Raw genomic sequence first — 12,408 nt, forward strand, 5'->3', positions numbered from 1 at the left:
TCGATGCCGATCTTCGCACCAATCTCCTGAATCGGCTTCTTCTTCGCCTCACGCGCAATTTCGATGTCAGATTTATAGCTCATTGGGTTTCGGTCTCCCTGCATAAAATAGGCCAATAGTGTTCCAACCAGAACGGCAAGGAGCCGAACCAGATTCGCATATATTTTTCTTTAAAGTAAATATTTATTCCCTAGGGTCAATATGCGAGTTTAACACTCCCTGAAAGTGCTACTCGATTCATCATTAGGAAACAGAGGCTGGCCACAGCGATCAGGCGTATCTTTTCCGACCCGCGCTGAGACCAAGCAACCAATCTTCAACGATGCGCTGCTCTGGGAAAGCTTTGTGAAGAGGCCTTTTTAACAGGTAGTATCCGGACTGTGTTCGCACTGATGCGCCCTGAACCGGTCTGACCAAAGTGCCGCTTTCAAGCAATGGGTCAACAAGATGGGCCCAACCCAATGCAATTCCCAGTCCATCGACAGCTGCTTGCACTGACAACGGATAGGTATTGAACTCCACTGCCTGTTCCATCGAGGACGTCGATACGCCATTGCCACTGAACCAAGTGCGCCATGTCATCCACTCTGCATGGCCACTGGCCACTTCAATAAGGTCCAGTTCCGGCAGCGCAGATATATCTGCCGCCTTGGGGTTGCTCTTGAGATACTCTGGGCTGCAGACCGGAAATACGGTTTCTCCGAACAAAAGCTGTGCCTCGTATCCCGGCCAATCGCCATCTCCACGCAGGATCGTCAAGTCCATCGAATCCGACAGGCACTCTGCGTCGCTGTCAGAAGAGACCAGCGAAATACGGATGCGGCCATTTGATTTGTTGAACTTGCGAAGTTGCGGCATCAGCCAAAGAGAAGCGACAGAGTTGGTGGCGGAGATCGATACCGTGTTGGCCTGATGTTTGGCCAGCATATCCCGGCTGACATCCCGCATCAGGTCCAGCGACTTCTCCACGGTTGCCAGCAGGATGGCCCCTTGTTGGGTAAGCGAAACAGATCGGTGCCCTCGCACAAACAACGGCACATCATAGTGTTGCTCTAGCAACCGCACTTTGCGGCTGATCGCCGTTTCAGAGATGTTCAGAACCTTACTGGCCTGCGCAAAGCTCTGCGCCTTTGCGGCAGCTTCAAACGCCAACAAATAGTCGAGCGGTGGAAGGACTTTCCCTGTGACTGAAGTTTTCTTTGGCATTTCAGAGCGGATTCCCGAACTGGACGTTATAGCGATCGAAAAACATTTGGCCTCATCTGCTGGCAATCGATCAGGCAACTAATTGTTAAGATAGCAAAAAGTCGGGTTAGCCTCAAGAATTTATAGCCAAAGACCCTCAAATTTCTGTTCTGCGTCTGGGGCGATTCTGCGCAGAATGCACAAATTCGGGGCCGGAAGAGTCCACAACCTAAAAAATGAACATCACTCAGGGAGCAAACATGAAACTTACAAACCTCCTTTCTGCTGCAACTTTGGCAGCAGTAGCGGGAACAGGGGCGACTGCAGAAGACAGCAGCGACCCGATCGTGATCCCAATTCACAATTGGTCCAGCCAGATCGTGATGTCGAACGTTGTCGGCCTGATCTTTGAAGAGATGGGCAACAACGTCGAATACGTCACCACCGACAGCCAGGCGGTCTATGAATCGGTGCGCCTGGGCGATGTGGCGTTGGAGATGGAAGTCTGGGAAGGCGCGTTTGGCGCGTCCTACAGGGCGGCATTGGAAAAAGGTGGCCTGCATGACGCAGGTGATCATGACGCCGTTACACGTGAGGATTGGTGGTATCCCATGTGGACCAAGGAATCCTGCCCGGGCCTGCCAGATTGGAATGCACTGAACGACTGCGCACACCTGTTCGCGACAGCCGAAACCGGCGACAAGGGTCGGTATCTGGATGGTCCAGTTGACTGGTTGAAGCATGGTAAAGAACGCGCCGAAGCACTTGATCTGAACTTTACCGTGATCAATGCGGGTTCCGCCGCAGCCCTTTGGGCCGAGATTGGCGCGGCTGAGGCCGACAAAACGCCGGTACTGGTTTTTAACTGGACGCCAAACTTTGCCGAAGCCGTCTGGCCTGGTGAGTTCGTTGAGTTCCCAGCATGGGAAGACGGATGCGACAAAGACCCGGCCAAGGGTCCTAATCCGAATGCGTTGTATGATTGCGGCAACCCCGCCAAAGGCTACCTGAAAAAGGCAGCCTGGGATGGTATGAAAGACAAATGGCCGGCCGCGTATTGCGCCCTGACAGAGATTTCTTTCACCAATCCGCAGATTGCTGAGATGGCGAAGCTGGTCGACACAGATGAGCTTGAACCGGAAGAAGCCGCCGAAGAATGGCTGGACGCCAACCGCGCTGTCATCGATCCTTGGATCAGTTCCTGCAGCTCATAATCCGGCTACATCCACCGAAACTGGCGCGGCCTTGACCATCTGATCGATGCAAGGCCGCGCTCAACAAGAAAGTTAGGCAGCCATGTCCACCACAGCGCCTGTCATCTCAGCCAAAAATGTATGGAAACTGTTTGGGCCCTCGCCAGAGAGCTACCTGAAGTCCATGCCCGCTGGCCGCGGTTTTGATGAAATCCGTGCAGATGGTTATATCGCCGGTGTCAAGGATGTCTCGATTGAGGTTGGCCGTGGCGAAATGCTGGTCATCATGGGTTTGTCAGGGTCAGGCAAGTCGACGCTGGTACGTTGCTTTTCGCGCCTGCACGACATTACAGGTGGAACGATTGAGGTTGACGGTCAGGACATCATGAGCCTGAGCGAGCGCGATCTGATTGAATTGCGCAGAAACAAGATGGGCATGGTGTTTCAGTCTTTCGGACTGCTGCCACATCGCACGGTTTTGGACAACGTGGCCTTTCCGTTGGAAATGCGCGGACAAGATCGTCATGATCGGCGCGAGCGAGCGCTGGAAGTCATTAAGTTGGTGGGCCTTGAAGGTCGGGAAGAATACTTCCCACGGGAATTGAGCGGCGGCCAACAGCAAAGAGTGGGAATCGCCCGGTCGCTCGCCATTGAACCCGATATCTGGTTTCTGGACGAGCCATTCTCGGCGCTTGATCCACTGATCCGCCGCGAAATGCAGGATGAATTCCTGCGATTGCAAGAGATGCTAGGCAAAACCATCGTTTTCATCACGCATGATTTTGACGAAGCGCTACGTCTGGCAGACCGGATTGCAATCATGCGCAACGGCGCGGTCGAACAATGTGACACCCCCGACAAGATTGTGATGAACCCTGCCACCGAGTACGTGGCCAAGTTTACCGAAGATGTCGACAAGGCCCGGGTCGTACATGCCAAAGGCCTGGCAAAACCTGTGAACGGTCATGCCTTGGAGGGCGCACCAATCAATGGTGGATCAACCATTCACGAACTGGCGCGGGTTCTTGTCAACGATAACCGCATTCTTTTGCCGGTGGCGGATGACAAAGGCGTTGTCACCGGTGTTTTGGAACGTGACGCCGCATTGAATGTTCTGCTTGGAGCTGAATGATGGCGGCGCTGTCCACCGAAGTACCGGACACTTCAGACGGGACGTGGGGAAAAGCCAGAGTCCTGACTACACTGCTGGCCGCCGCCTTCGTGCTGATCGTTGCCAAAGCTGTCGGAGTTCTGCCCGAATGGCTAAACCGCATCCCCGAAGCCGCGATTCCGCCGACGGCGCAGGTTCTGGATGCAGTCTTCTACTTTATCCAAAATGATCTTGGCCTGATCTATGTCACACGATTTATCGCCGAAGGTCCGCTTGAGTTCCTGCTGGATACGTCAGCGAACCTTCTGGAAGGCAAGCGCCGTTGGCCCAATCTAGGCCCGATCCCATGGTCCGCAATCGCCGCAGTGGCAGCCGTCGTCGGCTACGCCGTAGGTGGTTGGCGTCTGGCCGCATTAGGCGCGGGAACCTTCATCTGGACGGCCGCAATCGGGCAGTGGAAGATCGCCATGCAGACGATGTCTGTCATCGTGGTTGCCGCACCGCTGGCGTTTCTTTTGGGCTTGATACTGGGCATCGCCGCCTGGAAATACCGCTGGTTCGAGCGGATGCTGAAACCCATGCTGTCCGTGCTGCAAACCCTGCCCTTCTTTACGTATCTCTTGCCAGCAGTGATCTTTTTTAAGGTCGGACCGACAGCTGGGGCCGTCGCAACAATTACTTTTGCCATCCCGCCGATGATCCTGATGACCACTCTGGGCTTGAAAAAAGTCAGCCCCGAAGTGATCGAAGCAGGCCAGATGTCTGGATGTACCAAATGGCAGATGTTGCGCCACGTCTACGTTCCAGCCGCGCGGACCGAGGTTCTGGTCGGCGTCAATCAGGTGATCATGTTGTGTCTTGCGATGGTTGTTCTGACCGCCTTTATCGGAATGCCCGGTCTTGGCGCGAAACTGCTGGCGATGATGGGTAGTTTCAAGCTGGGCCGTTCTTTCGAGATTGGCGTAACCATCGTCCTTCTGGCTGTCACGTTGGATCGGATGTCAAAGGCCTGGGTCGTCAAACAGCCAGTGCACTTCGAACGCGGCACCCCATGGTGGAAGCGCCACCAGATTTCGCTGGTCGCACTGGGTCTGTTTGTTGGGTTCACTCTGCTGTCTCAGGTCTTCCCGATCCTGGCCGAAATTGGCCGCAAGCAGCATCTAAGCCAGGGCAAGGAAATCGACGTGGTTATCAAGTCGTTCCTGGCCATCGACATGATCAAAGGGACAACCGAATGGTTGCGCTGGTTTCTGAACGTCAAGGTTCTGATTCCATTCCGGAATACGCTACTCGCCATTCCAACTCCCGCGTTCATCCTTCTGGTTGTTTCCTTTGCTTATTGGGTTGGTGGCCGAAAGCCCGGCATCTACGCAGCAGTCTTCTTTACGATTGTCGCGTTCTCGGGCTGGTGGGATCGGTCGGTTATCACTTTGTATACCGTGATCTCGGCCGTTGCGCTGGCAACCATGATCGGTATCCCCCTGGGCGTTGTCGCAGCGCGGTCCGCGCGTTGGTCCAAGAGCATTTTGCTGGCTTGCGACACTGCGCAAACCTTCCCCAGCTTCATTTACTTGATCCCTGCGATCATGTTGTTCGGGGTCAATGATGTCGCGGTTGTGTTCTCGATTCTGATCTTCGCCGCCGTCCCGCTGATCCGGTACACCATTATTGGCCTCAGCAACGTGCCGCCGGAAATGACCGAGGCAGCAGATATGTCCGGCTCGACCCGCCGGCAAAAACTTATGTCGGTTCAGTTCCCTCTGGCGCTGCCAACTATGGCGGTCGGGTTTAATCAAGCCATCATGTTCGCCTTCTTCATGGTCATTATCGCGGCCTTCATTGGAACGCAGGATCTGGGGCAGGAACTTCAACGAACTCTGGCAGGTACCGAACTGGGCAAGAACTTTGTGCTCGGCATGAATGTCTCGCTGATGGCGCTTACCTTCGACATGGCGATCAGCAGCTGGGCTGATCAGCGCAAAAAGCGGTTGGGGCTCGACTAAGATGGCACAACAACAGAGCGCACGCACCGTTATCCGCTTCGATGACCCCGGATTTGTCCGGATGCGGATGGACGGCCTGCCCGATGCGCAGGTCTGGTGGAAGAATATCAGTTTCGATGAAGAAACCGGACAAGGCAGCTATCTGATGAAGATGGCGCCAGGCACACGTTCGAACCCTCATGTCCATTACGGGCCGGAAGAGTTCTTTGTGCTTGAGGGCGATCTGACCGACCACGACGGGTTTCGATATCGCAGCGGCGATTTTGTCAGCCTTGCTGCCGGGTTCAGCCACTATTCGCGAACCGAGGCGGGATGCCTCTTGGTGGTCACCCATCGCGGTGCAACCGAAGCCATTCAGGAAAACACACTATGAATGTGAAGCCGGCCTTCGAAGTTCCATTCGAACGCAGCGGGGTTCTGGTCCCCGGCCTTCCGATCCTGCCGCATGGAACGGAACGCCACCCGATCCCCGGAATGGGGTCGCGCGCGGTACCGGTGTCCAAAGGCGATACCATCACGCTGCTGGATCGCGATGGGATGCAACCGGCTGAGATGGTCTTCTTTTCCCCTGACCGAAGCTCCGATGCAGCCATGCTGGGCACACAGGGGCATGGACGGCCCGAAGGTTTGATCACAACCCTCGCAAATGGATCAGCATCTGGCAAAAAAGTTCTGCGTGCATTGGAAATCGCGGGCTTCGACATCGGAAAAGGCGACGCAATCCGGGCATTCGCTGACGGGTCACGCCCCGGCGACATGGTGCATTTCGTGGCAGAAAGCGATGGTCTTTTGATTGTCGCTGCACCAGGCAAGGCTATGCGCCCCGAGGACAACAACCCTCCTACGGATATCATCTTGTACATCCAGCGCTCAGCGCCCGGATTGGAAAAGCCCGATGTCGGACCGCCCGATCCGCTGGCCGATCCGCTTAAGGATTTCAATATTCAGCCGGGAAATGCGCACTCATATGAAGTGAAGGCCGGTGAATTCATCCAGATCGTCGATATTCGTGGCCGAGAGTGTTCCGATTTTCAGGCATTCAGCCGCCGCGCACTGGATCAGGGGATCGAGCGTGAAATCGACCCGACAACAACACGCAGCCTGATGGGCAGCTTGTATCCTCAACCCGGGATTTTCTCAAAGTACTGGTCAGTAGATCAAGAGCCTCTGATCGAAATCGTTCAAGATACCTGTGGGCGCCATGACACGTTCGGTCTGGCCTGTACGGCGCGATATTACGAAGACCTTGGCTATCCCGGCCATGTGAATTGTTCGGACAATATCAACAAGGATCTGGACCAATATGGCATCAAGCCGCGCGGTGGCTGGCCAGCGATCAACTTCTTTTTCAACACGATGCTGGATGACACCAACGCCATTGGCATGGACGATCCGTGGTCGCGACCCGGTGACTTCGTCCTGCTGCGCGCCCTGACCGACCTGGTTTGCGTCAGCACCGGCTGTCCCTGCGATATCGACCCGGCAAATGGCTGGAATCCAACAGACATTCAAGTGCGAACCTATAAGGCGACCGAGGATTTCAAGCGGTCCTATGGCTATAGAAAATCTGCGGAGGCGGATGTGGAAGAAACTAAGAAAACAGCATTTCACGACTGCTTTGCACGGCACACCCGTGATTTCGTCGAATACAATGGCTATTGGCTGCCCAACACGATGACCAATCATGGCGCGATTGCCGAATATTGGGCTTGCCGGGACAAGGTTGCTGTCATGGACCTCAGCCCGCTGCGCAAATACGAAGTCGTGGGACCTGACGCCGAAGAACTGATGCAGCTTTGCGTGACCCGCAACATGAAAAAGCTGAGCGTTGGTCAGGTCGTTTATACGGCCATGTGCTATGAGCACGGCGGTATGATCGACGATGGCACCGTCTACCGGTTGGGTGAGACGAACTTCCGCTGGATCGGTGGGAATGACACCAGCGGGTTGTGGCTGCAGGAACAGGCGCTCAAACGCAATATGAATGTCTGGGTGCGCAACTCTACGGACCAGTTGCACAACATTGCAGTTCAGGGGCGGCATAGCCGCGACATACTTTCCAAGATATTCTGGACACCGCCTCAGCAACCAACGATCGACGAACTGCCGTGGTTCCGGCTTTCGGTCGCGCGGGTTGGTGATGTGCAGGGGACTTCTGTTGTAATTTCTCGGACCGGCTATTCCGGAGAGCTTGGGTATGAAATCTTCTGCCACCCCAAGGATGCCGTCGAAATCTTTGATCGTGTCTGGGAGGTGGGCCAAGAGTATGGCATTGCGCCTCTGGGCCTGGGCGCATTGGACATGTTGCGGATCGAGGGCGGTCTGATCTTTGCCGGGTCAGAATTCGACGATCAGACCGATCCGTTCGAGGCCGGCATCGGCTTTACTGTGCCGCTGAAATCAAAGACCGACGACTTCATTGGGCGGGCGGCGATAGAGGAGCGCAAGGCCCACCCACACCGCAAACTGGTTGGATTTGAGATCGAAGGGGGTACGGTCCCCTCACCCGGTGACTGCGTGCGCGTTGGGAAAGCGCAGGTCGGAGAGATTACCAGCGCGATGAAATCACCCATCCTCGGCAAGGTCATCGCTTTGGGTCGGATTTCGGTTACCCATGCCATCGTTGGAGCGGACATCGAAATCGGGCAGCTGGACGGCCAACAAAAGCGGTTGAAAGCCAAGATCGTGCCATTCCCGCATTTCGATCCAACAAAGGAACGTGTGAAGGGAATGTACGCAGAAGCGACGGTTCCGAACGCTGCAGAATAGCGACGGTGGTGTGACATTAACTTCTACCCGACCAAGGAATGCTGATGCTCGGACCTCATGCAACTCGAGTGGTGGCTTTCCAGGTCAAATGCCTCTGGGCAGTGACATTGGATTGTTAAGGCTGAGCGGTCGGCCACGAACCACTGCAAGCCTTATTGCTTGGGTACCAAAAAAATAATCTTTTGCTTCAGTGAGCTTTCGAACGCGTTGCTTTGCGCGCTTCCCGAGTGTGCCACTGAGATTTCGAAACAACAAATTGGATCCGCTGAAATGCCCTGCGGCATCGCCAATAAAGCGTTTCTGCCGGATAGCGTAACATGTAGGGGCTAATTCCACTTGTCCCGTCACAGAATTCATCCGCAAAAATAATGAAGTCCATGCCGCATTCGCGAGCAAGCTTGGTGAGAATGCTAACCCACCGCCAAACGGTCCTGCATCCTGTCCGAGGCCATGGCGGACAGAGCGACCATTGTTGCGGCTGTTCCCAGAACCATTGCCAAACCACCGATCTGGTAAGTGAGGCCAGACAGCACTGTGCCCAGCAATCGGCCAGCCGCGTTGGCCATGTAATAGAAACCGACATCCATCGTGACCCGCTCGGCCTGAGAAAAGGACAGGATCAGATAGGAATGCAGCGAGGAGTTCACGGCAAAGATCACTCCAAAGATCAGCAAGCCGATCACCAGCGTAATTGTCAGCCAAGTGGCGGGCCCCGAGGATAAGGCCACAGCAACGGTCAGGGCAGCAGGCACGCAGAACAGGGTTACGGCCCAATCGCGCGCGGCGCAGATCAATTGGGGCTCGGACCGGTCAGAGGCGCGCAGGATCTTCGGGGCGCTGGCCTGAACTGCGCCGTATAGGATGATCCAGGCCGCCATGAATGTCCCGATCATGAAAAAGGCCGCTCGGTTCCCGGTTTCGGACCCGTCGGACAATACCGCATAGAAATAGATCGGAATCCCGACCACAAACCACACATCGCGCGCGCCAAACAGAAACATGCGGGACAAGCACAGCCAGTTGATATTGGGGGATTTCGAAAAAACCTCAGAGAATTTTGCGCCTTTACGCCCTTTGGGCAGGCCCGGCGGCATGAACAAAATCACCGAAATCAAGATGACGCCCAGAACGCTGGCCATGGCCAGGACAGCCCAGTTAAAGCCAAACGTTGCCAACAGACCTGCGCCCAGCAAAAAGCCCAGCCCTTTGACCGCGTTCTTGGACCCGGTCAGCAGGGCAACCCAGCGAAACAGGCCGCCATCCTCGGTCGGGGCCAGCAGTTTCACGGCGGATTTCGAAGACATCTTGGCCAGATCCTTGGCCACGCCGCTGGCACCCTGAACGATCATGACAAAGGCCACTTTAGCTGGAATGGCCCAATTAGGGTCTAGTTGAGTCAGCAGCAGCAACGCCCCCACCTGCAGGCCAAGCCCCGCATAGAGCGTCGAGGTCAACCCGAACCGAGCCGCAATCCAGCCCGCCGCCAGATTGGTGCCGATACCGGCAATTTCATACAGAACAAACAGATAGGCCAGCTGGACCGGCGAGAAGCCCATCGTATGAAAATGCAGCAGCACCAGCATACGAAGCGCGCCGTCGGTCAGCATGAATGCCCAATAGGCTGCCGTGACCGCGATATAGGCGGACAACCCTTCGGGCTTCTGGGTCACAGCGCGGCTCCGACCATGAGCGCGACGTCGACCAGACGGTGTGCGTATCCCATCTCGTTGTCATACCACGCATAGATCTTCACCTGCGTGCCATTCACCACCATGGTCGACGGCGCATCGATGATCGAAGAACGCTGATCATTGGTGTAATCGGTCGACACCAGAGGGCGGGTTTCATAGCCCAGAATGCCGCTCAGTTCACCCTCAGCGGCGGCTTTGAAAAACGCGTTGACTTCTTCGACGGTTGTTTCCCGCTCCACTTCGAACACGCAATCGGTCAGCGAGGCATTCAGCAGCGGCACCCGGACCGCGTGGCCGTTCAACCGGCCTGTCAGCTCGGGGTAGATCAGGGTGATCGCTGTGGCCGAGCCGGTGGTGGTTGGGATCAGCGAATTCAGGGCCGAGCGCGCGCGGCGCAGGTCTTTGGCCGGGCGATCCACGATGGTCTGCGTGTTCGTTACGTCGTGGATTGTGGTCATCGACCCGTGGCGAATCCCGATATTTTCATGGATCACCTTGACCACCGGCGCCAGGCAGTTGGTGGTGCAAGAGGCGGCCGTCACGATGTGATGCGCGCTCGGATCATATGTGCCTTCGTTCACGCCCATTACGATATTGGCGGTCGGGCCATCATTGACCGGTGCCGAGACGACAACCTTCCTGACGCCTGCATCAAAATATGGCGCCAGCTTGGTCTCGGTTTTGAAGGCGCCAGTGCAGTCAATCACCACGTCGACCCCGTCCAGTGGCAGCGCGTTCAGGTCGCGGGTACCGACAAACGGCAAGCGTATACCCTCTATGGTGACGCTGTCTTTGTCATAGTCAAAATCTGCTTCCCAGCGTCCATGAACCGTATCAAATTCCAGCAAATGTGCGTGCATTTCAGGATCACCGATCCCGTCATTGATCCAGGCGATCTTTGCGCCTTTCTCCAATAGTGGTTTCAGGGCCAGCTTGCCCATCCGGCCAAGGCCATTCACAGCGTAGGTTGTCATGTCATGTCCTCGTCAGATGTTCTGGCAATATCGTCGACAGCAGATTGCAAGGCGATCCGGTCGAGGCTTTCGACCGGCAGCGAGGTAAAGGCCTCGATCCTGCGCCTGAGCGAACCATAGGCGTTCTGGAAGGCCAGGCTTTTTTCAGCCTTCGTGCCTATCGCCATGACCGGGTCGACCACGCCCCAGTGACCGCTGATCGGCTGGCCATCCCAGGCCGGGCATTCCTCATTCGCGGCCTGATTGCAGACGGTAAAGACAAAATCCATCTCGGGCACGTCAGAGGTGGCAAATTCTGACATATGTTTCGAGCGCAGAGCCGAAACATCATGCCCTTTGTCCTTAAGGACCTGCACCGCTATAGGGTTGAGCCCGGATGAAGGCTGCGTTCCCGCAGAATATGCGTTGAAACGCTCACCCGCCAGCGCGTGAAGGATAGATTCAGCAAATATCGAACGGGCGGAATTGCCAACGCACAGGAAAAGAACGTTGTATTTTCGGTCCGCTGATCTGTCGCTTTCCCAGCCTGGCGGGATACAGATTTCGGGGCGTCCGCGGCAGCAATCGTTCAGTAGGTAATCCAGCATCTGCTGCACATTCTGCATCTCGATCGAGTAGAGCAAAGAGGTACCAGACCGATTCTGCCGGACCAGCCCTGCCTGTCGCAACGCGTTCAGATAGTTCGATAATGTGTTGGGCTTGATCCCCAGCCCCAAGGCAAGCTCTCCGGCCGGGACAGCGTCAGGAAAGCGTCGCATCAACATGCGAAACACTGAAAGCCGTTGCGGGTGACCCAAAGTCGCCAGTTGTTCTGTTGCTATAATTTCCATTTTTCATGAAATATCGAAATATATAACTGCAGTCAACCCGGTTCCGATTTCCAGTGCGCGCCGGACCCTCAAAGAACGGTGATAACAAAATGCGGAAACAGGTGCTTCTGAGGTCATGAAACCCGGGGTTTCACCGCTTGCAAGCACCCGCACGAGGGTTTAAATGAGCCTCGGTTGCCTCAATAGCTCAGCTGGTAGAGCAGGTCCTTCGTAAGGACAAGGTCGGGGGTTCGAGTCCCTCTTGAGGCACCATTTACATTCAGAGGCTAACAGAAGTCGCAAACCCTTGAACGTAAATTGATTTCTGCAGTTCGAAGGGTTTTGTCCCGCCAACTTGCCGTTTGGATTCTCACACCCGTAATTGGACGAAGGTGACATCGAAGCAGCCATCGCCGATAAGCTACAATCGCCACGGATCTCCTCGGCAGATCATCGCACATGCGGTGTGGTTATACGTTCGCATCAATCTGATCCTGCGTAACGCCTTGGTGCTATGTAAAAAGTGGTGAGCCGTGCAGGATTCGAACCTGCGACCCACTGATTAAAAGTCAGTTGCTCTACCAACTGAGCTAACGGCCCACTCTTTTGTTTGGATCCTTTGGATCCGTGGCGCTCTGTAAGGCATTTTCCCGACTGGGTTCAAGACCTTATT

9 protein-coding genes and 2 tRNA genes are annotated in these 12,408 nt (G+C 55.4%); 6 read left to right on the top strand and 5 right to left on the bottom strand.

The window, feature by feature from the left end:
• Positions 1-270 precede the first annotated feature (270 nt).
• The gene (locus FN806_RS19340; protein WP_142640206.1) at positions 271-1,206 is read right to left on the bottom strand and encodes a LysR substrate-binding domain-containing protein; all 936 of its coding nucleotides are present in this window, start codon (positions 1,204-1,206) and stop codon (positions 271-273) included.
• A 239-nt stretch (positions 1,207-1,445) separates the two neighbouring features.
• On the opposite strand from FN806_RS19340, the gene FN806_RS19345 reads away from it, so the two are divergent.
• The 5 genes from FN806_RS19345 (at position 1,446) to FN806_RS19365 (ending at position 8,261) form a co-directional block, all read left to right on the top strand.
• Positions 1,446-2,399 carry an ABC transporter substrate-binding protein gene (locus FN806_RS19345; protein WP_142640207.1) on the top strand — a complete coding sequence of 318 codons (954 nt, stop codon included), beginning with the start codon at positions 1,446-1,448 and terminating at the stop codon, positions 2,397-2,399.
• An 82-nt stretch (positions 2,400-2,481) separates the two neighbouring features.
• Entirely contained in the window at positions 2,482-3,510 is a 1,029-nt protein-coding gene (locus FN806_RS19350) for a quaternary amine ABC transporter ATP-binding protein (RefSeq protein WP_142640210.1), read from the top strand.
• On the top strand, positions 3,510-5,492 hold the full coding sequence (locus FN806_RS19355; protein ID WP_142640212.1) for an ABC transporter permease: 1,983 nt from the start codon (positions 3,510-3,512) through the stop codon (positions 5,490-5,492). The genes FN806_RS19350 and FN806_RS19355 overlap by 1 nt, the downstream gene beginning before the upstream one ends.
• A gap of 1 nt (position 5,493) precedes the next feature.
• Entirely contained in the window at positions 5,494-5,865 is a 372-nt protein-coding gene (locus FN806_RS19360) for a cupin domain-containing protein (protein WP_142640214.1), read from the top strand.
• The gene (locus tag FN806_RS19365) at positions 5,862-8,261 is read left to right on the top strand and encodes a trimethylamine N-oxide demethylase (protein WP_142640216.1); all 2,400 of its coding nucleotides are present in this window, start codon (positions 5,862-5,864) and stop codon (positions 8,259-8,261) included. Before FN806_RS19360 ends, FN806_RS19365 begins: the two co-directional genes overlap by 4 nt.
• Positions 8,262-8,671: 410 nt before the next feature.
• Here FN806_RS19365 and arsJ read toward each other — a convergent pair whose 3' ends face one another.
• The 3 genes from arsJ to FN806_RS19380 are packed head-to-tail and all read right to left on the bottom strand — an operon-like array spanning position 8,672 to position 11,756.
• Positions 8,672-9,931, bottom strand: coding sequence for an organoarsenical effux MFS transporter ArsJ (gene arsJ / locus FN806_RS19370; RefSeq protein ID WP_142640218.1), 1,260 nt, complete (start codon positions 9,929-9,931; stop codon positions 8,672-8,674).
• The gene (locus FN806_RS19375; protein WP_142640220.1) at positions 9,928-10,926 is read right to left on the bottom strand and encodes an ArsJ-associated glyceraldehyde-3-phosphate dehydrogenase; all 999 of its coding nucleotides are present in this window, start codon (positions 10,924-10,926) and stop codon (positions 9,928-9,930) included. Before FN806_RS19375 ends, arsJ begins: the two co-directional genes overlap by 4 nt.
• Positions 10,923-11,756, bottom strand: coding sequence for an arsenate reductase/protein-tyrosine-phosphatase family protein (locus tag FN806_RS19380; protein ID WP_142640222.1), 834 nt, complete (start codon positions 11,754-11,756; stop codon positions 10,923-10,925). The genes FN806_RS19375 and FN806_RS19380 overlap by 4 nt, the downstream gene beginning before the upstream one ends.
• A 176-nt stretch (positions 11,757-11,932) precedes the next feature.
• Here FN806_RS19380 and FN806_RS19385 point away from each other — a divergent pair.
• Positions 11,933-12,008 (top strand) — tRNA-Thr (locus FN806_RS19385).
• A gap of 251 nt (positions 12,009-12,259) precedes the next feature.
• Here FN806_RS19385 and FN806_RS19395 read toward each other — a convergent pair.
• Positions 12,260-12,335 (bottom strand) — tRNA-Lys (locus tag FN806_RS19395).
• Positions 12,336-12,408 lie beyond the last annotated feature (73 nt).

Source organism: Ruegeria faecimaris, assembly GCF_900182615.1.
Taxonomy (GTDB): domain Bacteria; phylum Pseudomonadota; class Alphaproteobacteria; order Rhodobacterales; family Rhodobacteraceae; genus Ruegeria; species Ruegeria faecimaris.

Coding starts and splice junctions, on each gene's coding strand:
- FN806_RS19365 (WP_142640216.1), top strand. CDS start 5,862: ATGAATGTGAAGCCGGCCTTCGAAGTTCCATTCGAACGCAGCGGGGTT.
- FN806_RS19345 (WP_142640207.1), top strand. CDS start 1,446: ATGAAACTTACAAACCTCCTTTCTGCTGCAACTTTGGCAGCAGTAGCG.
- FN806_RS19350 (WP_142640210.1), top strand. CDS start 2,482: ATGTCCACCACAGCGCCTGTCATCTCAGCCAAAAATGTATGGAAACTG.
- FN806_RS19380 (WP_142640222.1), bottom strand. CDS start 11,756: ATGGAAATTATAGCAACAGAACAACTGGCGACTTTGGGTCACCCGCAA.
- FN806_RS19340 (WP_142640206.1), bottom strand. CDS start 1,206: ATGCCAAAGAAAACTTCAGTCACAGGGAAAGTCCTTCCACCGCTCGAC.
- FN806_RS19355 (WP_142640212.1), top strand. CDS start 3,510: ATGGCGGCGCTGTCCACCGAAGTACCGGACACTTCAGACGGGACGTGG.
- FN806_RS19375 (WP_142640220.1), bottom strand. CDS start 10,926: ATGACAACCTACGCTGTGAATGGCCTTGGCCGGATGGGCAAGCTGGCC.
- FN806_RS19360 (WP_142640214.1), top strand. CDS start 5,494: ATGGCACAACAACAGAGCGCACGCACCGTTATCCGCTTCGATGACCCC.